The sequence below is a fragment of the Xenorhabdus sp. PR6a genome (assembly GCF_028599065.1).
Lineage (GTDB): Bacteria > Pseudomonadota > Gammaproteobacteria > Enterobacterales > Enterobacteriaceae > Xenorhabdus > Xenorhabdus doucetiae.
The window spans coordinates 1-24,940 of record NZ_JAQRFJ010000043.1 but is presented as its reverse complement, the minus strand read 5'-3'; the positions used below and the strand labels follow the sequence as shown (position 1 = coordinate 24,940).

Genomic DNA, 24,940 nt, shown 5'->3' with positions numbered 1-24,940 from the left:
GGCTCCCTTAGTTGGATAAATTATTAAGTTTGATTTTCATGAAATTTTTCATTTCCTGCGGGCCATCAAGCCCAAGCCCGGTGGAATAGGCGGCACGTGCACCCGCGATATCCCCTTTTTTAGCCAGAATATCCCCACGGATATCCTCAACCATAACCTGCCATCCTTTACCTTTGACCAGTGCCAGTGTTTTCAATGCAGCCTCTATTTTACCTTCTGCTAATTGAACGCGAGCCAGACGAAGGTTGGAGAGAGCCTGCATATTCTCATCTTTGGCTTTACCGGATGCTGCCAGCAAATTTTTCTCTGCCCTGGCGAGATCATTTTGGGCAACCGCCTGCCTGGCCAGTTCCAGATCAGCCATGACACCGTAGATATTATTCGTTTCATTAGCGAATTTTCCTACGGCAGCAACACCTTCTTTCGACCCCGACGCCAGCGATTTGTTCAACTCTTCAAAGGTTGCCGCCGTATCATGCAATTGGTTGGTTTGATGAGTCTGCCAATAACGCCAGCCAATCAAAGCACCAATGCCCAGTACTAAACCCACGGCAAGGTATTTACCGTTGGTCGAGAAAAAACGCTTTATCGCGTCAATTTGTTCATTTTCAGTGGTATAAACTTGCACTAGAGTCTCTCTCCTTAACCTAACAGTTCACTCAAACGTGCTGCGACTGCTTGTTGTGGCAATGTTTCTTGTTCACCGTTGCGTAAATCTTTCACTGTAATATTGCCAGCCTGAATTTCATCTTCCCCCAGGATCAAGGCCACTTTGGCACCGTGTTTATCCGCACGCGTCAACTGTTTCTTAAAGTTACCGCCGCCGTGATTGGTCATCAGACGCAATTCTGGCAATTGATCACGGATTTTTTCCGCCAATATCAATGCGGCTTGCTGGCTGCCAGCACCAAAGGAAGAGAGGTAAACATCAGCAACGGTCAGATCAGCAACAAAGTCAGGATTGACTTCCTGCACTAACAGAACCATACGTTCCATGCCCATAGCAAAACCCACGGCTGGCGTTGCCTTACCACCCAATTGCTCAACCAAGCCATCATAACGACCACCGGCACAGATGGTTCCCTGCGCCCCCAGCGCGGAGGTCACCCATTCAAAAACAGTACGGTTGTAGTAATCAAGGCCGCGAACCAGACGTTGGTTGATGCGGTATTTGATCCCCGCGCTATCCAGTATCTGACACAATCCATCAAAGTGATCTTTTGATTCAGCATCCAGATAATCAAACAACGCCGGGGCATCATTGAGGAGTTGCTGAATTTCCGGGTTTTTGGAGTCCAATACCCGCAACGGGTTGGTATACATGCGACGCAGACAATCCTCGTCCAACTTCTCTTTATGTTGTTCAAGGAATACCACCAGCGCTTCACGATAATTGGCACGGGCTTCCAGTGAACCAATGGAATTCAATTCCAGGGTCACGTGATCAGCAATGCCGAGTTCACGCCACCAACGTGCGGTCATTAAAATGAGTTCAGCATCAATATCCGGCCCTTGCAGGCCAAACACTTCCGCCCCTAACTGGTGAAATTGGCGGTAGCGGCCTTTTTGTGGGCGCTCATAACGGAACATCGGCCCGATATACCACAAGCGCTGTTCCTGATTGTACAGCAGACCATGCTGAATACCGGCACGGACACAGCCTGCGGTATTTTCCGGGCGCAGGGTCAAACTTTCACCATTACGATCGTCAAAGGTATACATCTCTTTTTCGACAACATCGGTGACTTCCCCAATTGCCCGTTTGAATAACGGGGTCTGCTCTACAATCGGTGTCCGAATTTCGCTAAAGCCATAACCCGACAGCACACGCTTGATCGTAGATTCAACTCGTTGCCAGATGGCGGTTTCAGCAGGAAGGCAGTCATTCATGCCACGAATAGCTGGGATATTTTTTGCCACGTTTTATCTCTTATTAATATTTATACAATGCCGTCGATTATCAATCACTCATCAAGCTGATTGATACTGATTCGGTTATTGGCATCAAGGATAGCTGCCTTTGCCCGAATTTTCGCTTCAAGTTGATCAATCAAATTGTGATTGTCAAGGCGCTCTTTTTGACGAAGGCCATCTTCATAAAAGCCGCTTTTTGTTTTCGCCCCCGTTACGCCAAGCGTTGAAACTTCGGCTTCTCCTGGGCCATTCACAACACAACCAATGATAGAAACATCCATCGGTGTGATTAAATCTTCAAGACGCTGCTCAAGCGCATTCACTGTACCGATAACGTCAAATTCCTGGCGTGAACACGTTGGGCAGGCAATAAAATTAATGCCCCTTGAACGAATACGCAATGCTTTCAGAATATCAAAACCGACTTTAACTTCTTCCACCGGATCGGCAGCCAATGAAATACGCAGTGTATCGCCAATACCTTCTGACAATAAAATGCCAAGGCCAATTGAAGATTTCACTGCGCCGGCACGGGCACCGCCGGCTTCAGTAATCCCCAGATGTAGCGGTTGATCGATTTTTTGCGCCAGTAAACGGTATGCTCCCACCGCCAAGAAAACGTCAGATGCCTTGACGCTCACCTTAAATTGGTCAAAGTTCAGGCGGTCAAGAATATCCACATGACGCATCGCTGATTCAACCAACGCCTCTGGTGTGGGTTCGCCATATTTTTCCTGTAGATCTTTTTCCAGCGATCCCCCATTGACTCCAATACGAATAGGAATGTTATGGTGGCGGGCACAATCCACCACCTGACGGATACGCTCTTCATTACCGATATTGCCGGGATTGATGCGCAGACAATCAACACCATATTCGGCGACTTTTAATGCAATGCGGTAATCGAAGTGAATATCGGCAACAAGGGGAACATTGACCTGCTGTTTGATGGATTTGAATGCTTCGGCTGCATCCATTGTTGGAACAGAAACCCGAACGATATCAACACCGACACGCTCCAGTGCCCGAATTTGATTGACTGTCGCCCCAACATCAGTTGTCCGTGTGTTAGTCATTGATTGCACTGCAATCGGAGCGCCATCCCCGACGGGTACTTTACCGACATAAATACGCGTAGATTGACGTCTTTTTATCGGTGATTCATTATGCATTTTTACATTACTCCCCTACATCCCTGTATTTTGTTTATAAAAATTACAACCATGCTGTGGTGAATAATTCCGCCAAAACAGTTAAAACGTTTATTTCAGTGTCAGTTTAGCGTTGATGCCTTTCTTGATAAAGACACTCAGATCCACAGGTTTGCCCTGAAACTGCACTTTGACTCTGGCAGGTGCACCAATATTCACTGAGTAAGGCAAGTTACCGACAAGCTTTAGGTTATCCCCTTTCTTTTTTATACCGCTGAACAGCAGCTTACCTTTGGCATCTTTAACTTCCAACCAGCATTCACCGCTGAAATCTACCACTAATTCATTGTTATCCACAGCGCTGATACTATTGACATCCGTCGATGACGGACTCACAACCGCTTGATTCGTCTCTGCACTAGCAGCCGCCGCATTTTCTGTTGTTGCAGGCACGCTGGAGGATTCTGGCGTATTGCTGTTGACTCCGGTGCCATTTACTGCGGGTGATGTTTGCTCTTGGGAAACACCGCCTTGGGCAGCCGCTGCGGATTGATTTTCTTTAATGGGCGCAGAGATATTATCCGCTCCGCTGGTTTCATCAGAACCTGTTGTTACCTGAGCATTCGGGGTATTTGATTGTGCGGCCATTGAAGACAGTTCGGTTTGTTGTACTTTATGGTTTTGCCACCACCACAGGACTGTCATTCCCAATAACACAATGATAACAGCCCATGTTATCTTCATTAACCAACCATCACGCTTCTTGCGTTTTTTCCCCGCTGAAAAACTTTGCATGGGAGACGTTTTTATCGCCTTGGAGGGGATTTGTTTATCCAAGGTGATTAAGATTTCAGATTCAGGCACTTGAACCAATTTTGCATAGGCACGAATATATCCACGCAAGAAGGTCGGAGAGATATTTGACGGGATATTATCTTCTTCAATATCACGAACAGTGGACAGTTTAAGACACAAGCGATCTGCCACAGTTTGCTGAGAAAGCTCATGTTTTTCACGAGCCTGACGCAGGATCTGACCTGTTGTCAGATTGGCTTCTTCTGGATAAATTTCAGTCTTCATTAGCAAGGGACACTGGTACTGTTCTGGGTTAAAGAATTTACGCAAATTTAATGAATAGAACCTATCATTTAACTTGCGTAGCGAAATCATCTAACTACTGCGTCGAACGCAGAAAGTCATCTATCACAGTGATAATGACGGGTATTGCCTTCCCTATTTTCCTTGATCAATTGTTCAGCTTTTTCATACTGTTTTTGTTCACAAAGAAAAATAGCGTAGTGATGTACTACGGTATCATTTCTAGCCGCATACTGCATAGCCATTCTATAATGCTGACTGGCGGTTTCCGGCCGACCTGCATATTGTTCATGCAGTGCCATGCCGAGATGTGCCTCTGAATGATGAGGCTCCGCCAGCAAGATTTTTTGAAAATGATATTTGGCGGCCGGTAAATTCCGTTCCGCTAAATAAGCTTTCCCTAACTGCAATCGTGTCTCGATGGCAACAACCTGATGGGCGCGATGTGCTGTTCGTTCTGCACACCCCGTTAACAGGCCAAGACAAACTATAGACCAAATTATTGATTTCCGTATCATACCATTTTCATTTATAAGGATATGTTAAACTTCGCCAGATTTTTAGCCATTAATCAAGATTAAACCAAAAATTAGACTGTTTTTACCTGAATAGGTTCACCTGCCAGACGTTTTTTCAATGTCCGTTTTGTTCTGTCAATCACTTCACCGGCAAGCTGGCCACAGGCCGCATCGATATCATCGCCCCGCGTTTTACGCACGATGGTGGTAAAACCATATCCCATCAGAACCTTCGCAAAACGATCGATCCGGCTGTTCGAGCTGCGCCCATAAGGTGCGCCGGGGAACGGGTTCCACGGGATCAGGTTGATTTTACTTGGGGTGTCTTTCAGGCATTCGGCCAATTGATGCGCCTGCTCAACGCTGTCATTGACATGATCAAGCATTACATACTCCACCGTAACACGCCCTTGATTCGCGTTGGATTTTGTCAGGTAGCGACGCACGCCTGCCAGAAACTCTTCAATATTGTACTTGCGGTTAATGGGCACAATTTCGTCACGAATATCGTCAGTCGGTGCATGTAAGGAAATGGCCAGTGCAACATCGATCATATCACCCAGTTTATCCAGGGCAGGAACAACACCCGACGTTGACAAGGTCACACGACGTTTTGACAGGCCAAAACCGAAGTCATCCATCATAATTTCCATTGCCGGTACAACATGGTTCAAATTGAGCAATGGCTCACCCATTCCCATCATGACCACGTTGGTAATCGGACGACGGCCGCTGGATTTCAGTGAACCGATAATTTTGGCGGCACGCCAGACCTGACCAATAATTTCCGAAACTCGCAGGTTACGGTTAAAACCCTGTTGAGCCGTAGAACAAAATTTACACTCTAAAGCACATCCCACCTGAGATGAAACACACAGTGTCGCGCGATCATCTTCTGGGATATAAACCGTTTCAACCTGTTGATCACCGACCGTAATCGCCCATTTGATGGTGCCATCAGAAGAGCGTTGCTCTTCGGCAACTTCCGGTGCCCTGATTTCAGCAACTTGTTGCAATTTCGCCCTGAGCACTTTGTTGATATCGGTCATCTGCTCAAAATCGTCATAGCAATAATGGTAAATCCATTTCATGACCTGATCGGCACGGAACGGTTTTTCGCCCATATCGACAAAAAATTGACGCATCTGTTTACGGTTAAGATCGAGCAGATTGATTTTACCGTTTTTCTTTTCAGGCGTGACGGAGACGGCGGAGGTTGAAGGTGGTACGGTTTCGTTAAGTTGGGACATTGTTACATCGCCTCGTTGTTACACTTTCGGCTCTATGCTGATCGGATGTCAGCACTAAGTTTTCATGCGGTGACTGCCAATTCAATGATCATTCTTTTTTAGCAAGACAGAATTCAAACCATATTAAATGAACATTGAAATAAAATAATAAACGCCCCGCTGAATCAAATCAGGGGGCGCATCATTGTACAAACTTTACTGTTTATATGCTACTTATACCCTATAAACTTCAAGTTGCGGTTTGCAAAACGAAAATCGCTTATTATCTCCCCCACAACGCGGGGAGATAATAAAAACATGTTGAAGTACAACGAGTATATGCAGCCAATAATCTTAAAAACGAGGAAAGATTTCCTCATCACTAAAAAAGTAAGCAATTTCACGGTTTGCTGATTCAATAGAGTCTGAACCGTGTACCGCATTTTCAGTAAAACTGTCTGCATAGTCTGCACGCAGAGTGCCGGCCAGTGCATTATCAGGATTAGTCGCCCCCATCAGATCACGGTGACGTTGAACGGCATTTTCACCTTCCAGAACTTGTACCATAATCGGGTCAGAGGTCATAAACGCCACCAGACCATCAAAGAAAGGACGGCCTTGGTGTTCAGCATAAAAACCTTCTGCTTGTTCGCGAGTTAAATGCAGCATTTTAGCGGCAATAATTTTAAACCCGGCGCTTTCAAAGCGGGCATAAATAGAACCGATAACATCTTTTTTCACTGCATTGGGTTTAATAATGGAAAAAGTACGTTCAATTGTCATTAGGTAACCTCTTTGGCGCTGAAACTTTACCCTGTCTATGGCAGGGATAAAAATAGGCGTTGATTATAGGGGGAGAGTTTCGGCTTGCCTACAAAAAACATAACATTTTATTAAAGCTTTCTTAGCGAAAATTATCATTTTTTAGCATAAATCACATTTTCGCGCCGTTATACACGATGAAAGTCATCATTCTATAAAATAATGTCTGTTCAGGCGATTCAATCCCAAACAGGCATACTGACCAAAGTCATTGAATTGGCGTTTTTGACATTTCAACATTGTCGATTACCTCCTTACTCCCCGCGACACGAAAATAAGGAAGTCTCATCATTGAGAAAACTTATTTAGTTACGTTGAATTAATCACAAATATGAGTATTTGTTCTAACTCTTTAGATTTCACTTGTCGTTTTATCATCATCACATCCAGATTGATAATAAATGATCCCCCAACCTGCATATTCCAAATATTTCACCGTCAGTTTGGAAAAATAATCCCCTTTTCGATAATTGCTAAAAATATTAATCGTCACCATAAGGATGGTAATTAACCCTCCTCCGTAAGTCACTTCACCACAAAATTGATTGCGCTGATTTGCCCACTCAAATCTAAGACACTAAGCTGGTATTGACCCGATTGTGATAACGTCTTGTTCCAGAATTGGTTATTTTCTGTCACAGCTACTTGTTCACCATTCAAAAACCACCACTGCTTACCGCCGCCGCCTTGTGTGGTGAGACGCAAATCCAGATTCTTTTTCCCCGGAATACGTTTCAACACGTCTCCTTCCCGCACACCAATAATCAGTAATGGTGCTTCATCCATTTTCATGGGCGGGCACTGTTGATTAATGGGAGGAAGTCGATTTGCCCGACGCTCCTTAGCGGGTAACCACGCCTCCAAAGTGATTGGCCACAGACTGATGGTTTCAGCGTGGGCGTCAGGACAATCCGGGGCAACGCGCAAGCCATGCTTATCCACCCAGATCCGTTCGTTGATCCCTGAAATACCTTCCTGTTCCACCGCGGACAGTGTCGGCGGGATCGTATTGTCCAAAATCCAGCTCAAACGACGCTGCCGACAGTTATTGTTGCCTTGGGGCAAACTGTCCTGAGGTAAAACAGTCCCCCCCGGCCAACAAATGGTTGCCTGAGTCACACTGGCTGGTCGGGGATCAACAGGAATACGCATTGAGCTGTAACGCAGGTTTTCCATTAATAATCCGTTGATTTGATTCATGATGGGGATCGCCGTGGCATAGCCAAACTGACCCATAACCGGCGTACCGTCCGGCCTGCCAACCCAAACACCGATGGTATAGCGCGCATTCAGGCCGATTGCCCACGCATCTCTATAACCATAGCTGGTGCCGGTTTTCCATGCCAACGGAACACTGGCAGGTAAAATATCATCCGGCTGGGGACGCCCTTCACCCGCCATAATCCTTCTGACAATCCAGGCTGCCCCGGTAGAGAACAGTTGCCTGTCCCGTATTTTCTGTTGTGGTGTAAAGCGCAGTGGAGATACTTTTCCCTGACGGGCAAAGGCACTGTAAGCCGAGAGCAGTTCATCCATGCGGACAGCCGTTCCTCCCAAGATAAGGGATAAATTGGGTTCACTCCCCAATGGGAAACGCAGTTCCATTCCCACATTGCGTAAATTCGCCGTGAATCGTTTGGAACCATAGGCTTCAAGAAGCTGCACAGCGGGTAAATTCAGCGATCTGACCAAAGCGTCACTCGCACTCACCGGCCCGTTGAATCCACTGTCAAAATTACCGGGCCGGTAATCATTAAAACGACGGGGGACATCTTGCAATAAAGACTCGGCATGAATTAATCCATCATCCAACGCCATAGCATATAAAAAAGGTTTCAGGGTCGAGCCGGGGGAACGCCATGCACTGACCATATCCACATGCCCAAAACGGCTATTATCCTGAAAATCGGCAGAGCCAATGTAGGCTTTAACTGACATATCGGTGTGATCCACCACTAATACGCCGATTGATGTTTTGGCCGCCAACTGGTATTTCCAGTTAAGCACCATCTCTTCTAATTGACGTTGCAGCGACGTATCAATCGTGGTTTGGATCACTTCCTGCTGATTGTCATTCGCCATTCGCCTGGCCAATAATGGCGCAAGATGAGGTGCCTGACGCGGAGCCAGCCAAATGTTTTCTTCTTTGATATCGGCTACTTTTTGCTCTGACCAAACATGATATTGCACCAATCGCTGCAATATTTTGTCACGCGCGGCCTGGGCGCGCTCCGGGTAACGATCAGGCCGTAGCCGGCTGGGGGCTTGTGGCAAAACAGCCAATAGTGCGGCTTCCCCGGATAAAAGTTCTGACGGTGATTTCCCCAAATAAGCCCAACTTGCCGCGCCAATCCCCTGTAATGTCCCGCCAAATGGCGCACGATTCAGGTACATTGCCAAAATCTCATCTTTTGAATAGTGCCATTCCAGTTGCAGTGTGCGCCAAATTTGTTTGAATTTTCCGGCAATGGTACGTGGGTGTGGATCAATCAGCCGGGCGACCTGCATGGAAATCGTACTGCCTCCTGACACTATTTTTCCTGCGCGCAGATCTTGCCATGCTGCCCGCAACAGGGCGATCGGATTGATGCCCGGATGCTGATAAAACCAGCGATCTTCATAAGTCAGTAAGGCCTGAAGGTATTCGGGAGAAACTTGATCTAGTGTGACGGGATAACGCCAAATCCCTTCGCTGTCAGCAAAACGCCACAATGGTGAACCATCCGCTCCCACCACGACACGCGCCATTTTGACGTTATGGATTGGCAACGGCCAGATTTTATCTGCCAGCCACATTGCGGCAGGAAAAATGAATAAAATGGTCAGGATCATCGCCAAGATGAACGGATGATAGCGGAAAAACACTTTTCTCATTAAAACCGTATCCGAAATGAAACAGCCCCTGTCTTGCAAAATAGGGGCTGATGATAATTAAGCTGATCGTGATTAGCGGACAACTTCCAATTTTGAGTCAGTTTCCCCCACTGCCCGCCAGTCCGGGACATACATAGATTCAACCTGTGGTGCCGGTATTTGATAAATGCCGGGTGCAACCGCACGCGCCAAATACAGTAATGTCACTGGGTCATAAGATGGCACCGCCACAGCGGCAACAAAACGATCATCACGGTATTCGATATGACGGATATCCGCATTCTGCATTTTTTCAATCGAATCTTGCAAACCCGTCGCACTTTCATCCAGGCTGGCACTGCTGGCAGCCAGATTCTGGTTCTCTATCTCCAATCCGGCTGGCAGTAAATCAACGACCAACGCATCTGGCACCGATTGCGTTGCGCTGACCTCCAGTTTCACGACAACCATTTCACCGCTTCTCATCCGTTCGATATTGGCTGGATGACCTTCCAGATCAAGATAGGTACGCTTAATTTTCAGCACATTTGAGGAAGGGCTGGGCGTTTTCAGCGGGTACCCGACGATATTCAAACGCGAATACAGCGTACTGTCACCACGGTTGCTGATATCCATACCTTTTGCAAGCTGGCTTGCCGTTAATCCTTCGGTCAAGGCACTGTTACGGTCAAGTGGCGGCATTTGCTGATTAATTGCCGCTTTCCACGGTTGCTCAGTGGCACTGATAAAGTAACGTCCGGCCAAATACAACGCATTACTTTCCTGTGTCGAGAAATAATCACGAGTGAGTAACTGATTGGACAAACTCAACAGCTTTTCGTCACGCTCTTTTTGCAACATATTGTGTTCTGTCAACAGAGCCACAATCAGTGCGTTATCACGGATAACACTGCCATAGTCACCCAATCCATAACCCGGCGGGCGAGGCTTATTCACGCCCAAGTGAACCGTTTCATTGCCACGGGGATTATCCCCCATCATTTTCAGTGCGATGCCCAATTGCACCAGAGACAAACCATTTTCCGCCTGTGCCCGACGTTCATAGAGCTGCCTTAATCCACTCAACGGCGCTTTTTGCTGACTCGCTAATACCAAGCCGGCATAAGCCTGCACGGAAAATTGGGTCGCCGAACGGGCACCACTGTAGCGATCACTGATAATGGTTCTGTCCTGTAGGTAACGCAGCAAGCGGTTATTCGCCGCTTTCAGCGCATCAACGGGAACGCTGTACCCCTGCTGGCTGGCTCGGAACAGGAAATCCGTTGCATAAGCCGTCAGCCAGAACTCTTCATTGCCATTGCGATCCCACAACGAAAAGCTGCCATCATGGCGCTGCATGTTAAGCAGATGCGTAATTCCCGCCTCAATGGCCTGCCTGCGCTTTTCATCACTTTGGGTATGAATACCCAATTTCTTCAATTCAGCTTCATTGGAATAGAGTGACGGGTAAAGCCCGCTCACTGTTTGCTCCAGACAACCGTAAGGATAAGCATACAATTCACGAATATAACGCGCGATTTGCAAGGGTGGCCTGCTGGTCAACAATAACTGCCCTTCCAGCGTGTCGGGTGCCAGACCTGAAATGGCGGATGGGGGTAGTTGCCAATGTTTCCCTTGATGGATCACGTCAGCAAATTGAATGGTTTTAGCGGGATGAGCCGGACGAACCCCTATTTTCCAGCTATTTTTATATTGCGTCTGTTTTTTCTCAGGCAGATTCAAGCCATCAATGGTCAGGAAAAGTTCACCTTGCCCAAATCCATAGTCTGCTTTGACCGGAATTTGAACGGTTGTCCGTTTTCCTTTTTCCAATATCAGTTTTTCGCTTGTTACACCCCGTAATTTAATCAACCCCTCAGCAGCAAAATGCAAAGTCAGGGCTTGAGGTTGATCCGTCGCATTGGTGAGATCCAACGACAATTGAGACTGATCACCACCCGCCATAAAACGAGGCAATGACATTTGAGTAATAACCGGTGCTGCGACAATGATTTTACCTTCTCCGTGACCGAATTCATCATGACTCCATACCTGTGCCATCAATCGGAGTTCCCCGTTGAAATCCGGAATAGGCAAAGTCACTTCGCCTTCACCATTGGCATTCAAGGTAATGGGTTTCGCCTGCTCTGCGATAATTTTAACGTCCGTCAATGGTTTTTTACCGCCTCGCTCTAACGCACTGTCATTACCATCTCCCCCAAAGCGCAGATTTGCCTGACGCCCTTCTGCCTCAATCAGATGGCCATAGACATCATATTGATCAACACCATAACGTTTACGGCCAAAGAAAGCCTCATAAGGATCAGGGGTTTTAAAATCAGTAATGCTTAACACACCGGTATCTACCGCTGAAAGCAGAACATTAACTTGTTTTGGCAGTACTTGCCCTTGTTGGGGGGTGACTTTGATTTTAACGGTGAGATCCTGATTGGGCCGCATTTTATCAGGCGCATTTAAGGCTAAATTCAGCTTACGTCCTTCATCCGTCAATGGCAGGTGCAATACCCCGATTGCCCTCTTGGGAGTAGCCTGACGAGATTTATCACCGGGGCGCACAACAACAGCCGTGAGATACAGATCATGACGAGCCCACGCCCGATTAATGGGAACTTCAACATCCAGACCTTTTTCCGGGACGTCTATTTCTTGCCACCACAATGGGCCATCACTCGATTCCACCAGCAAATAACCTCGACCGGCTTGTGGTGCAGTCAAACGCACTTGCACTTTTTCGCCGGGTCGATAGGCGGATTTATCCAGCGACAATTTAACCTGATCAGGACGTACTGCCCCTGTGCCGCTGGTATTATCCTGCCATGAATATCCCGCCCAGAAATTCACGCTAGTCACGAGTTGATTTTGCGGGTTGACAATTTCAATACGGTAAGCCCCCCAATCCACTGGGAAACTGATTTTAGCTGTCCCATTTTCTGCAATCTGGACATGCTCATCGGCCATGACCAAATCTTTCTGGTTATAATCCGAATCCCAACCGTTACTGTCTGACCAACGCCAATAATAATCACGCCGTTCATATATCAGACGTGCCCTTAACTCTGATGCCGCATACTTTTTACCACTGGCATCAGCATAAGCTATTTCAAATTCGGCCAGTGAATTTTCATCTACGTTATAGCGATTTTCATCGCGATTGGTACGGTAATCATAAATGGGCTTTTTATCAAAAAGCGGGCGTATACCGACCAGTTTCTTAGCCGGCCAGATGGCCTGTTCAGCACGGCGAGTTACCGGGCGTCCGCCGGATTCCAGCAAACTGGCCTGTACAATAACGGTGACCGGAGAGGCAATGGATTTCCAGTTATCACTGCTGACAGAAAGGTTCATCTTCCCTTCACTGTTTAAAGTATGATCGAATTCATCCAATGTCCGTTGCAAATCGCTCTCTTTTACCGAGCCAAATTCATATCCCGGTAATTTCGCCACGGCATTGCGGGCAGGACGCAGGAACAATTGTCCTTGCAAACGATTATCAGCCGCAGGGGCGCCATACAAGTAACGACCTGTTATGGCGAATTCAACATCTTCATTAGTCAATATGGGTTGATGATTAGCGTTTCCTTTGATCTCCAATGCCATTCTTTCCGGCATGAAATCTTCAACATTAAATTTGTAATATCGTGGTGTGTTATCGCCTAAATCCAATCGCAGTGACCACATCCCTGTTTCAGCATCGCGAGGAATGGGGTAACGATATTGATATAATCCGTTTTCCGCTTGCCAAACAAAACGATGGACAACCTGATTATCGGCTTTTAATACATCCACTTTGACGGGTTGTGATTTTAACGGGTGACCATCGGCATCACGCAGTAAACCATTAACGATCAAGGTTTCCCCTGGCCGATAAAGGTCTCTGGGGCCAAAGACAAAAAACTGTTTGCTATATCCTTGTGGCCCACCAATATCAAATTCAGAGAGATCTAATGCCGGTGAGGTCAAATCAATCATGCTGGTATGCCCATCCAGAATCGCCAGCAATAATTTAGCCTTGTTACTTTTTTCCAGAGAAGCATGTCCATCACTGTCTGTTGTCGCTTTTGCCACGAGTTGTCCTTTCGCGTCCAACATGCGGATCTCAACGCCTTTCAGACTAGCGCCTTGCTGCAAAGATTGGCTAAAGACATCGACCCTGTTCAGATAATTGTGCAGAGAAACACCAATGTCGCTCAAGGTGAACAGGGTAGTCGGAGTACTATAGGCATATTTTCCCGCCTGCTGCATGACAGCCAGATAAACGCCATTTTTTTGCAGTTCTTTGATATTGCTTAAGGGCAGGAGGATTTTTTCACGGGTATTCGCGGCAGGGTTGAGGTTAAAACGCCCGGTATAGATTAACTCGGCGTCTTGCAGTAACCTTTGGGAATCCCAATTATCCATATTACTGCTGTATTGCCAATTGGCGATAAAGTCAGGTAATGCTTGATCTTTAATGCGGAAAAAATTGACATCGACACGGTCAACATTCAGCGCCAGAACAGGCAATCCTTCTGCTGCCTTATTGGGTAATAATACCCCCTTGCTGGCAAAACCCACGGTAGGCGTAATCGATGCGGTCTTCACTCTTTTCTCAAAAGCTTTCGCCAATTGACGCCCATTGATACCTTCGATACCTTCGTCAACCGTCAATTGCAATTCACGTGAAGGAGGCAAATGGCGTAATCTGAGTTCCATCTGATTATTGGAAAGCTCCCAGGCGCCATCGAGTTTCCCTGATTTCACATCAACAAGGTGCATCTTTTGCGAAAAATCCTGGTTAAGCGCCAGAGGAACAGAAAACGTCACTACCATGGCACTGGCACCATCCAATTGCAGCTCAGACGCATCTAAGATAGTGACATCTTTACCTGCATAGCGTTGTGCCGATTGCGTAACTTCCGCCTTAACCTCAGATTCCCTATTAGGTTTTGCCGTTTGGGAGCCCATCTCTTTATTTGATAAGGCTTTTAATTTGGTTTTTTCACCCTGAGCGTTGTCAGGCTGAGCTAATGAAGAATGTGGTTTGTCTTTCTCTGGGCTTTCGGACTGATCGCATCCAGAAAGTGCAAAGAGTGAAAGTAATATAGCGAACACCACGACCAGATATTGCTTTCTCTGTGCCACCCATTGCCGCAATTGTCGTTGATACATAACCATAATCCTCATAAATTTACCGGATACACCCAATATTATTTTTTGGGATATTTATTATGGTACTTCCTATTTCACCTTACCAAGGCGCAGAAAAAATAACTAAATTCCCGACAAAAGAGAAATAGCGCTTATCTCTATATGCGATGTTTTTGTCGATTTTCGATGCTCATCGCAATATCCGTTTAATCAGTGTAATCAAATTACATCAATCAACCCGTTATTGATTCACAACAGGAATGGTATCACGCAACCAACTCCCTAATTTGCGCTGATAAAAAGGTTGAGTATGTTGAATCAAGTAGTGGCTAATCCCCCCTTCCTTTTCATCAAGCAGGCAAAAATCGACAGATTCTGCTTCATCAAGATATTCGCAAGCCAGTTCACCGGCTTCTTGAATTAAGGTGTCAGTCTCACTGTCTGTCAGTGTCTCACTAAATTCTAGTCCAATGAGAAAATTCGGTTTTTCATCTACATTTTTGTCATGGATCATCACTAAAAAAGCTCGCCGGACAGTCTTATGTTGTTTGAACAAATTAGTCAAGGATTCAATAAGTTGAATCGGCGGCTTTTCTGGCTGGCTCAGGGTAATACGGCTTCCACCAGGAACCTCTATTACGGTAGCGATAGACCCATTTGATAAACTCATTCCAGTCTCCGAACAATACTATTTAAATAAATATGGTTTAAATAAATATGGTTTAAATAAATACGGCTTAAATGAATTCTGCTCTGAATTGAAGATAAAATCAGGGAAAAATAGTTTGTTATACCGTTTTTTATAACAATAGCTCCCTATAATAAGAGGAGCTATTAAGAAAGAATTTTTAATTTATTTCGCCGGTTATTTTGCTCTTGTCAGCAATAAATTGGCAATCGTGCGGACACCATATCCCGTTGCTCCCGCCGCCCATTGTTCTACGGAGGATTTGCGGTAAGTGGCTGAACAATCGATATGTACCCAACCTTTTTTGTAATTTTTGACAAAGTGGGACAAGAAAGCAGCGGCGGTACTGGCTCCTGCCGAATGTGCCGGTGACGCAATGTTGTTCAGATCAGCAAAGTTGGATGGCAGTTGACTACGGTGGAATTCAGCCAGCGGTAAACGCCAGAATAATTCATTTTCATGATCAGCCGCCGTCAGTAAATCAGATACCAGCTGATCATCAAAGCCTAATACTGAGTGGTAATCATTGCCGACTGCGGTTTTCGCTGCCCCGGTCAACGTGGCAGCATCAATAATCAGTTGTGCTTTTTCCGCACTAGCATCAATCAAGCCATCAGCCAGAACCAGACGACCTTCCGCATCGGTATTCATCACTTCAACGGTTTTGCCGTTACGGTAGCGAATGATATCGCCCAATTTGAACGCATGACCACTCACCATATTATCTGCGATGCTCAAAAACAGTTTTACACGGTGTTTTAAACCCCGGCTGATTGCCAGCGCCAGTGCTCCCGTTAAGGTTGCAGAGCCGCCCATATCTGATTTCATGGAGTCCATGAAATTAGACGGTTTGATGCTGTATCCACCGGAATCGAAGGTAATACCTTTCCCCACCAGGCAGGCAAAAACCGGCGCTTTAGCCTCTTTGGTTGGATTGTAATCTAATGCCAAAAACACCGGATCACGGGAAGAGCCGCGACCAACGGTATATATCCCGGCATATCCCTGTTCATGCAAATCATTTCCTTTGATAATGCGATAACTCACAGCATCACCCGCGACATCACTCAGTAAATCAATCGCTCTCTGGGCAAGCTGTTCTGGTCCCAAATCCTCTGCCGGAAGATTGATGGTATCACGCACCCAATCAATGAATTTGATCCGTCTTTCCAGTTCTTGTTTTTCCGCCGCAGGGAGCCGTGGCCATTCAATGGCGCGCAATCCCTTGGGTGAACGGAAGCCCAGCCAAAATGACCAACTTTTTTCCAGATCCCAACCCTCACCCGCTAAGGCGACATTGCGAATACCTTGTCCTTCAATTTTACGTCCGGCGCGTTGAATGGCACCCAGTTTCCCACTGTTTTCCAGATGAATGGTGATCCCCTGCTCACTTGAACTGATTAGTGCTTTTTCACCCCAGCAAGCGTTAGCTGGCTCATAAGACAGTGTTATGGGCATAATTTTCTTTGTCATTTTTTCTCACTTCTTATCTGTTCTCGGTGTCATATCTCTTACTGTTTCACAGTAAGAGCGTATAAAAAAACTGGCGATTGCCAGTTTTCCACTAAATACAGCCTATGCCAAGTTATTGAGCAAGAATCGGTGAGTTTGCGCGATTTTTTGGTTTAGGCAAATTTCACCCTAATTCATCTATTCATACTCATCCAGCCATACCAACAAAATAGCTTCTAAGATTTTTTCGTTGGATTTCTGTGGATCATCATCAAAACCCTCCAGTTCACAAATCCACTCATGCAGGTCGGTGAAACGCACTGTTTTTGGGTCTACATCAGGAAATTTATCATACAGCGCTTCGCCAATATCACGACTGTCAGACCATTTCATTGTTCATTCTCCTGTCAGTGTTCACGTGCATGGTTAATGGTGTATTTGGGGATTTCAATGACTAAATCCTCATCGGCAACTTTGGCCTGACAGCTCAAGCGGCTTTCAGGCTCCAGCCCCCATGCCTTATCCAGCATGTCATCTTCCAGTTCACTGCTCTCTTCCAGTGAATCAAAACCCTCTCTGACAACGCAGTGACAGGTGGTACACGCACAGGATTTCTCACAAGCATGTTCAATTTCAATGCCGTGACGTAATGCAACATCCAGAATGGATTCGCCTTCCTTCGCATCCAATACGGCACCTTCAGGGCAAAGTTCGTTATGAGGTAAAAATACAATTTTTGGCATAATTAAATTTCATCCACAGAATGACCCGCCAAAGCCCGGCGGATTGATGTGTCCATACGGCGTGCTGCAAATTCCTGCGTTTGTTTGTCCAATTGCTTAATGGCACTTTCAATCGCATCAGGGGAGGTTCCCTGCGCACTTTCAATTAATACTTGTGCGGCGGCATCAATCGCCGCCTGCTCTTCTTGACTCAGTAAATCGGCATCTTTTTCCAATGCGCTGGTTAAACTTTCCAGCACTCTGGCAGCTTCAACTTTCTGTTCAGCCAATTTGCGTGCCTGAATGTCTTCCTGCGCATTGGTCATGGAGTCTTTGAGCATATGGGCAATTTCTTGATCCGACAAACCATAGGAAGGTTTCACCTGAATAGCGGCTTCAACACCCGTGGATTTCTCCAGTGCACTGACGCTCAACAGGCCATCCGCATCGACCTGAAAGGTCACGCGAATATGTGCGCCGCCCGCCGGTAACGGCGGAATACCGCGCAGTGTGAAACGCGCCAGTGAACGGCAATCATTGACCAATTCCCGCTCGCCTTGCACCACATGAATGCTCATCGCACTTTGACCATCTTTGAATGTGGTGAATTCTTGCGCTTTCGCAACCGGAATGGTGGTATTGCGTGGAATGACTTTTTCAACCAGACCGCCCATGGTTTCCAGACCTAGTGACAGTGGGATCACATCTAGTAACAGCATTTCGCTGTCGGGTTTGTTGCCCACCAGAATATCGGCCTGAATCGCCGCACCAACAGCGACAACTTTGTCTGGATCGATAGACGTTAATGGCTCACGGGCAAAGAATTCGCCTACTTTGCTGCGCACCAACGGCACTCGCGTTGAACCGCCAACCATGACGACCTGCAAGACCTCATCCACCGTAACACCCGCATCTTTCAGCGCCCGACGGCAGGAGAGTAATGTGCGTTTGACCAAAGGGGTGATCAATGCGTTAAGGTCGGTGCGGGTCATACTGCCCTGCCAGCCGGCAATCTTGATGTCTGCTCGCTCAGCGTCACTCAAGGCAATTTTGGCTTGAGTCGCCACATCCAGCAATTGGCGCTGCAATCCGTGGTCGTTGTCGCTGATCCCAGCCTGCTCACGTATCCAATTTGCCAGCAGCAAATCAAAATCGTCGCCACCGAGAGCGGTATCTCCGCCCGTTGCCAGCACTTCAAACACCCCGCGGCTAAGGCGGAGAATGGAAACATCGAATGTTCCGCCCCCCAGATCGTAAACGGCGATCACGCCTTCCTGACCGGAATCGAGGCCATAGGCGATGGCGGCCGCAGTAGGTTCATTCAACAGGCGAAGAACATGCAAACCCGCTAACCGGGCAGCATCTTTGGTTCCCTGACGTTGGGCATCATCAAAATAAGCAGGGACGGTGATCACCACACCATCCAGTTTACCATCCAAGGTTTCTTCTGCCCGTTGCGCCAACGATTTCAAGATGTCAGAAGAAACCTGAATAGGATCGACCAAACCGGCCGCGGTATTGATCAATGGCAAACCATTTTCACTGGCCTGAAGCTGGTATGGCAGGTTGGGATAACGTTGTTGAATGTCAGCCAAAGAGCGTCCCATCATTCGCTTGACGGAACTGATCGTATTAACGGGATCAGAAGCAGCCTGTTGGCGCGCCTGCCAACCGACTTGGATGCCCTCTTTGCGGTACTGCACAACCGAAGGCAGCAAGTGGCGGTTATCGCTGTCTGCTAATGTTTCCGCCTGACCGCTACGGACGGTCGCCACCAAAGAGTGAGTTGTACCAAGATCAATCCCCGCAGCCAGCCGACGTTGGTGTGGCGCGGCAGATAAACCCGGTTCGCTGATCTGTAATAAAGCCATGTGTGCCCCTATAAATCGATATCAGCCGAAAGTTATTCAACTGAAACTCATTCCGCTAAAAGTCAGTGAAAAGTCTGCTAAAAATCATCCAACAACTGCTCTTCCAGTTGTTCAACCTGCTGTTGCAATTTATCCAGAAAGCGTAATTTACGGACGGTATCGGCTGCCATTGACCACTCAGCAGCATTGATTTGCTGTTCCATCTGCTCACTGCGCGTTTTAATCATTTTAGTTAAGCGGGATGTAAAACCGTTCAACGCTGTTTCTGGATCGACACTATGTTCAATCGCATCAAGCTCTTCGCGCAATTCCAACTGTTGCATCAGGAAAGCCGTATCCTGCATCGTGTGCTGTTCGTTGGATAGATCAAACCCGTGCTGAGACAGCATATATTCCGCGCGTTTCAAGGGATGTTTTAGCGTCTGGTAACCATCATTGATGGTCGCCGCTTGTTGGAGTGCCAGCGTTTTTTCACGTTCTGGCTGGTTGGCAAAACGATCAGGATGAAACTGGCGTTGCAATTCCTGATAACGGGTCACCAACTGTTCGCGATCAATCGCATAACGTGCAGGCAGCCCAAATAAAGTAAAATAGTCCATAAGTTACTCTTAGTTTCGCAAAATGCGGGTCAAAAAATGGGGTTAAACGTGGAAACTTTCCCCACAGCCGCATTCGCTGGAAACATTGGGATTGTTGAATTTAAAGCCTTCATTCAGACCTTCTTTAACAAAATCCAACTCAGTACCATCAAGGTAAAGGATGCTTTTACCGTCAACGATAACTTTCACGCCCTTATCTTCAAAAACCTGATCTTCTTCGTTTATTGCGTCAGCAAATTCAAGTACATATGCCATACCAGAGCAGCCGGATGTTTTCACCCCCAAGCGCAACCCGACACCTTTTCCTCGATTGGCAAGAAAGGCAGAAATACGTTGGGCTGCACTTTCTGTCACGGAAATTGACATACAACACCTCATGTTAAAACTAGTAAAGGTGGATATTGCAGCAATATCCACCAAAAAGAAAATACCTTGTAAAAATAGTTACTTGGCTTGGCGTTTGTTCTTGTAATCAGCAATAGCCGCTTTGATAGCATCTTCGGCCAAAATAGAACAGTGAATTTTCACCGGCGGCAATTCTAGCTCTTCAGCAATCTGAGTGTTTTTAATTCCCTCAGCCTGTTCCAGCGATTTGCCTTTCATCCATTCGGTGACCAACGAACTGGATGCAATTGCCGAGCCGCAGCCATAGGTTTTGAAACGTGCGTCTTCGATGATGCCTTCATCGTTGACTTTGATTTGCAACCGCATGACGTCACCACAAGCGGGTGCCCCTACCATGCCACTTCCCACGGATGGATCTTCGCTGTCGAATGAACCAACATTACGTGGGTTTTCATAGTGATCAATTACTTTGTCGCTGTAAGCCATATCGTTACTCCTGAAACCGTCTGATTAATGATGAGACCATTCGATGGCGCTAATATCCACCCCCTGCTTGAACATTTCCCACAATGGAGAAAGATCGCGCAGGTGACCAATCGCGTTGTGAATCAACTTGATCGTGTAGTCTATTTCTTCTTCTGTGGTAAAACGCCCCAAAGAGAAACGGATAGAACTGTGTGCCAGTTCATCATTCATGCCCAGTGCACGCAGGACATAAGAAGGCTCCAGACTCGCTGAAGTACATGCGGAGCCAGAAGATACCGCCAGATCTTTCAATGACATCATCAAGGATTCACCTTCAACATAGTTGAAGCTGACATTCAGAATGTGTGGCGCACCCAGTTCCAAATCACCGTTCAGGTAAACTTCTTCAATATCTTTGATACCGTTCCACAAACGCAGGCGCAAACCACGCAGGCGCTCTGCCTCGGATTCCAGCTCTTCCTTCGCGATACGGTAGGCTTCGCCCATGCCAACAATCTGGTGAACAGGCAATGTACCGGAACGCATACCGCGCTCATGACCACCGCCATGCTGTTGTGCTTCAATACGTACACGAGGCTTACGGCGCACATACATCGCACCAATTCCCATCGGGCCATAAAGCTTATGCGCAGAAAAGGACATCAGATCCACTTTGAGCTGGCTCAGGTCGATCGGCAATTTACCCACGCTTTGGGTAGCGTCCACATGGAAAATAATGCCACGGCTACGGCATAATTCACCGATGGTCACGATATCCTGAACAATACCGATTTCATTGTTGACGTGCATGATGGAAACCAGAATAGTGTCTTCACGCATGGCCGCTTCCAGCTCTTTCAGATCAATCATGCCGTTGCTCATTGGCGCCAGATACGTGATCTCAAAACCTTCGCGCTCTAACTGGCGGCAAGTATCTAAAACCGCTTTGTGTTCCGTTTTGCTGGTGATAATGTGCTTGCCTTTCTTCTGATAAAATTTTGCAGCACCTTTAATTGCCAGGTTATCTGACTCTGTCGCCCCTGAAGTGAACACGATTTCACGCGGGTCTGCGCCGACTAAATCAGCAATTTGATTACGCGCGATATCAACCGCTTCTTCCGCCTGCCAACCAAAACGGTGCGAACGGGAAGCCGGGTTACCGAAGATCCCGTCAATCGTCAAATAATTCATCATCTTTTCAGCAACACGGGGATCGACCGGTGTTGTTGCTGAATAGTCCAAATAAATGGGTAATTTCATTGCTCACATGCTCCGTAAGACACTTTTAATACTTTTATTGTCACAACAAGTATTTGCCGCAAGGTTACGCACGCAGGTTAACGTTAATCGTCTCTTGAGGTCTGCCGTTAGGGGTACGTCGCTTATCGCCGTCTTGACGATCAGCGACGTCCAATACTTCTTGGTTATTCACTAATTCTTCTAAACTGATGCTACTCAGGAAGCTGGTGATGCGATCACTGAGGTCACGCCACAAGGCATGGGTCAAACACCGATCGCCGCCTTGGCAGCCTTCCCTGCCTTGGCAACGAGTGGCATCAACGGATTCATCAACAGCAGAAATTACTTCGGCAACGAAAATGTGACTGGCACTTCTGCCCAATAAATAGCCGCCACCGGGACCACGGACGCTAGAAACCAGACCATTTTTACGCAGGCGGGAAAACAACTGCTCAAGATAGGAAAGGGAGATGCCCTGACGTTCAGAAATGTCGGCTAATGGAACCGGACCTTCTTGTGAATGCAACGCCACATCTAACATGGCTGTTACCGCATAACGTCCTTTTGATGTCAGTCTCATAACAAAAACTCCGTGGTGAAATATGGGTGAAATTGTGGCATTCCTGACTGTTTTAGTCAACTATTTAACCGAGTAATTTACTCAACTATTATTTGTGGCTGCCTGCAACATTTTTCAAACACGTCAGTTTATTTTTTAGCCCATTTCTCCATAGAAGTCAGTATACCACGCAGGATATTCAGCTCTTGGGTTTCCGGCCGCGCACGGGTATAAAGGCGTCTTAATCTATTCATGATCTGCCCCGGATGTGCTTTGCGAATGAAACCAGATTCATTCAATACCTGCTCAAGATGCTGATAAAAACGCTCCATGTCTTCGGCAGGTGGATACGTTGCTTCATGCTCTGGAGACGTCGCTTCCAACTGTTCCTGAGCCGCAAGGTGTGCCATGCGAATCTCATAGCTGACCAACTGAACCGCCATCGCCAGATTCAACGAACCATATTCCGGATTGGTCGGAATATAAAGATGATAATGACACTTCTGCAACTCTTCGTTAGTCAAGCCGACACGTTCACGGCCAAAAACAATGGCAACTGGTGAGTGAGTGGCTGCGTTGACGCAACGTTCACCACATTCACGTGGTTCAACTATTGGCCAAGAGAGGGTTCGGGAGCGGGCACTGGTTCCAATAACCAACTCACACCCCGCCAGTGCCTCATCCAACGAATTCACCATCGTTGCATTGCCGATGACATCACTGGCACCGGCAGAAAGTGCGATAGCGTGAGAATCAGGTTGGACGAGGGGATTGACCAGATACAGATTGGTTAATCCCATTGTTTTCATGGCCCTGGCGGTTGATCCCATGTTACCTGTATGGGAGGTTTCTACCAGAATAATGCGGATATTCTCTAACATGGCGGCTTTTAAATTCAGTATAAGAGCCGAATATCTTAACACAGCATTAGTCATTTTGACGAACTACTGCTATACTGCGCGCCGATTTGTTCCCGTTCTTTAAAATTCTGGTGGAAGATACCCCATGCATCCGATGCTAAACATCGCTATACGCGCTGCGCGTAAAGCCGGCAACTACATTGCCAAAAGCTATGAAACTCCTGATGCTGTTGAAGCAAGCCAAAAAGGCAGTAATGATTTCGTGACCAATGTTGATCGTGAAGCGGAAAAGCTGATCATTGACATCATCCGTAAATCTTATCCTAAGCATACGATTATTACCGAAGAAAGCGGTGAGCACTTAGGAGAAGAATACGATTTCCAATGGGTTATCGATCCGCTGGATGGCACCACCAACTTTATTAAACGTCTCCCCCATTTTGCTGTTTCCATTGCCGTGCGCATTAAAGGCCGCACTGAAGTGGCTGTGGTTTACGATCCGATGCGCAATGAGCTGTTCACCGCAACCCGTGGCCAAGGCGCGCAATTGAATGGTTATCGTCTGCGCGGTACGAATGCCCGTGATCTGGATGGCACGATCCTGGCGACCGGTTTCCCATTCAAAGCCAAGCAACACGCTATCCCTTACATGAATGTACTGGGTAAATTATTTGATCGCTGTGCAGACTTCCGCCGCACGGGTTCAGCGGCACTGGATATGGCCTATGTGGCTGCCGGCCGTGTCGATGGCTTCTTCGAAATTGGCCTGAAACCGTGGGATTTCATGGGCGGCGAATTGCTGGTACGTGAATCAGGTTGCATTGTCACCGATTTCGTTGGCGGCCATAACTATATCAGCTCCGGCAATATCGTTGCGGGTAGCCCACGTATTGTTAAAGATATTCTGTCTGAAATGCGTGAAGAATTAACTGAAGCACTGAAACGTTAATTATTAATAAATATCATTGAGCAATGTTATTTTCAGGGCACCCATTGGGTGCCCTCAGATTATGGCTTTAGCCAGTTTAAGTAGCGTCAGCTTCTTAAACATAAAACCACCCGCTATGTGGGTGGAAACCAAGGGTTATACCAAGAAAAACACCTTTCCGTTACGATATAGATATTCAAGCTAATATCCGTAAGTAATCAAGAAAAATTAATTGCATATTTTTCACCGTAACCGCCCAACTAATGCATTGATTTCTTCTTCCATCGTCTCCTGAGTCCAGGTCATAAATCGTCGCCAGTGATATTTGGCTTGCTTCCAGACGATCTCAATCAGATTCAATTCAGGGCTGTACGTCAGCGGCTCAGTTTCATGGGGTTTGCCCCGAGGACTCCAGCCATACTGCACCGGCGGAGACGCGGCAAAACCCAGGTGTGAACCCCGTTATAGACAATTCGGCC

At 46.9% G+C, this 24,940-nt stretch carries 22 protein-coding genes; 1 reads left to right on the top strand and 21 read right to left on the bottom strand.

What is annotated here, in order from left to right; all coding sequences use genetic code 11:
* Window positions 1–7 precede the first annotated feature (7 nt).
* The 20 genes from PSI15_RS12255 to trmJ form a co-directional block, all read right to left on the bottom strand.
* Entirely contained in the window at window positions 8–628 is a 621-nt protein-coding gene (locus tag PSI15_RS12255) for a YfgM family protein (RefSeq protein ID WP_273583771.1), read from the bottom strand.
* Between the two features lie 14 nt (window positions 629–642).
* Window positions 643–1,920: a histidine--tRNA ligase gene (gene hisS, locus PSI15_RS12250; protein WP_273583770.1), complete on the bottom strand. Its 1,278-nt coding sequence runs from the start codon at window positions 1,918–1,920 to the stop codon at window positions 643–645.
* A 44-nt stretch (window positions 1,921–1,964) separates the two neighbouring features.
* Window positions 1,965–3,086, bottom strand: a complete 1,122-nt coding sequence (gene ispG, locus PSI15_RS12245; protein WP_273583769.1) for a flavodoxin-dependent (E)-4-hydroxy-3-methylbut-2-enyl-diphosphate synthase — start codon at window positions 3,084–3,086, stop codon at window positions 1,965–1,967.
* Between the two features lie 90 nt (window positions 3,087–3,176).
* Window positions 3,177–4,145, bottom strand: coding sequence for a cytoskeleton protein RodZ (rodZ, locus tag PSI15_RS12240; protein ID WP_273583768.1), 969 nt, complete (start codon window positions 4,143–4,145; stop codon window positions 3,177–3,179).
* Between the two features lie 116 nt (window positions 4,146–4,261).
* Entirely contained in the window at window positions 4,262–4,681 is a 420-nt protein-coding gene (locus tag PSI15_RS12235; protein ID WP_045971716.1) for a tetratricopeptide repeat protein, read from the bottom strand.
* Between the two features lie 71 nt (window positions 4,682–4,752).
* Window positions 4,753–5,931, bottom strand: a complete 1,179-nt coding sequence (locus PSI15_RS12230) for a bifunctional tRNA (adenosine(37)-C2)-methyltransferase TrmG/ribosomal RNA large subunit methyltransferase RlmN (RefSeq protein WP_045971719.1) — start codon at window positions 5,929–5,931, stop codon at window positions 4,753–4,755.
* 333 nt (window positions 5,932–6,264) lie between these two features.
* Window positions 6,265–6,693: a nucleoside-diphosphate kinase gene (gene ndk / locus PSI15_RS12225; RefSeq protein ID WP_273583767.1), complete on the bottom strand. Its 429-nt coding sequence runs from the start codon at window positions 6,691–6,693 to the stop codon at window positions 6,265–6,267.
* Between the two features lie 564 nt (window positions 6,694–7,257).
* Window positions 7,258–9,606 carry a peptidoglycan glycosyltransferase PbpC gene (pbpC, locus tag PSI15_RS12220; protein WP_273583766.1) on the bottom strand — a complete coding sequence of 783 codons (2,349 nt, stop codon included), beginning with the start codon at window positions 9,604–9,606 and terminating at the stop codon, window positions 7,258–7,260.
* 72 nt (window positions 9,607–9,678) lie between these two features.
* A complete protein-coding gene (locus PSI15_RS12215; RefSeq protein ID WP_273583765.1) occupies window positions 9,679–14,760 on the bottom strand; it encodes an alpha-2-macroglobulin family protein in 5,082 nt (1,693 codons plus the stop codon).
* 214 nt (window positions 14,761–14,974) lie between these two features.
* Window positions 14,975–15,403 carry an enhanced serine sensitivity protein SseB C-terminal domain-containing protein gene (locus PSI15_RS12210; protein WP_273583764.1) on the bottom strand — a complete coding sequence of 143 codons (429 nt, stop codon included), beginning with the start codon at window positions 15,401–15,403 and terminating at the stop codon, window positions 14,975–14,977.
* A 195-nt stretch (window positions 15,404–15,598) separates the two neighbouring features.
* Window positions 15,599–16,894, bottom strand: coding sequence for an aminopeptidase PepB (gene pepB / locus PSI15_RS12205; protein WP_273583763.1), 1,296 nt, complete (start codon window positions 16,892–16,894; stop codon window positions 15,599–15,601).
* A 177-nt stretch (window positions 16,895–17,071) separates the two neighbouring features.
* Window positions 17,072–17,266: a Fe-S cluster assembly protein IscX gene (iscX, locus tag PSI15_RS12200; RefSeq protein ID WP_273583762.1), complete on the bottom strand. Its 195-nt coding sequence runs from the start codon at window positions 17,264–17,266 to the stop codon at window positions 17,072–17,074.
* Window positions 17,267–17,280: 14 nt separating this feature from the next.
* Window positions 17,281–17,616, bottom strand: coding sequence for an ISC system 2Fe-2S type ferredoxin (gene fdx, locus PSI15_RS12195; protein ID WP_273583761.1), 336 nt, complete (start codon window positions 17,614–17,616; stop codon window positions 17,281–17,283).
* Between the two features lie 2 nt (window positions 17,617–17,618).
* Window positions 17,619–19,466: a Fe-S protein assembly chaperone HscA gene (hscA, locus tag PSI15_RS12190; protein ID WP_273583760.1), complete on the bottom strand. Its 1,848-nt coding sequence runs from the start codon at window positions 19,464–19,466 to the stop codon at window positions 17,619–17,621.
* Window positions 19,467–19,543: 77 nt separating this feature from the next.
* Window positions 19,544–20,065 (bottom strand): co-chaperone HscB, encoded by a 522-nt coding sequence (gene hscB, locus PSI15_RS12185; RefSeq protein WP_273583759.1) that lies wholly within the window; start codon window positions 20,063–20,065, stop codon window positions 19,544–19,546.
* 42 nt (window positions 20,066–20,107) lie between these two features.
* A complete protein-coding gene (gene iscA / locus PSI15_RS12180) occupies window positions 20,108–20,431 on the bottom strand; it encodes an iron-sulfur cluster assembly protein IscA (protein WP_045971746.1) in 324 nt (107 codons plus the stop codon).
* A gap of 78 nt (window positions 20,432–20,509) precedes the next feature.
* On the bottom strand, window positions 20,510–20,896 hold the full coding sequence (gene iscU, locus PSI15_RS12175; protein WP_045971748.1) for a Fe-S cluster assembly scaffold IscU: 387 nt from the start codon (window positions 20,894–20,896) through the stop codon (window positions 20,510–20,512).
* Between the two features lie 24 nt (window positions 20,897–20,920).
* On the bottom strand, window positions 20,921–22,135 hold the full coding sequence (locus PSI15_RS12170) for an IscS subfamily cysteine desulfurase (RefSeq protein WP_045971749.1): 1,215 nt from the start codon (window positions 22,133–22,135) through the stop codon (window positions 20,921–20,923).
* 64 nt (window positions 22,136–22,199) lie between these two features.
* Entirely contained in the window at window positions 22,200–22,694 is a 495-nt protein-coding gene (iscR, locus tag PSI15_RS12165) for a Fe-S cluster assembly transcriptional regulator IscR (protein WP_045971751.1), read from the bottom strand.
* A 128-nt stretch (window positions 22,695–22,822) separates the two neighbouring features.
* Window positions 22,823–23,554 carry a tRNA (cytosine(32)/uridine(32)-2'-O)-methyltransferase TrmJ gene (gene trmJ, locus PSI15_RS12160; RefSeq protein ID WP_273583758.1) on the bottom strand — a complete coding sequence of 244 codons (732 nt, stop codon included), beginning with the start codon at window positions 23,552–23,554 and terminating at the stop codon, window positions 22,823–22,825.
* A gap of 124 nt (window positions 23,555–23,678) precedes the next feature.
* Here trmJ and suhB point away from each other — a divergent pair, with 124 nt between their 5' ends.
* Window positions 23,679–24,482 carry an inositol-1-monophosphatase gene (gene suhB / locus PSI15_RS12155; protein WP_045971755.1) on the top strand — a complete coding sequence of 268 codons (804 nt, stop codon included), beginning with the start codon at window positions 23,679–23,681 and terminating at the stop codon, window positions 24,480–24,482.
* A gap of 222 nt (window positions 24,483–24,704) precedes the next feature.
* Here the strand turns inward: suhB and PSI15_RS12150 are convergent, their stop codons facing one another.
* Entirely contained in the window at window positions 24,705–24,887 is a 183-nt protein-coding gene (locus PSI15_RS12150) for a transposase (protein WP_273583757.1), read from the bottom strand.
* Between the last annotated feature and the right edge of the window lie 53 nt (window positions 24,888–24,940).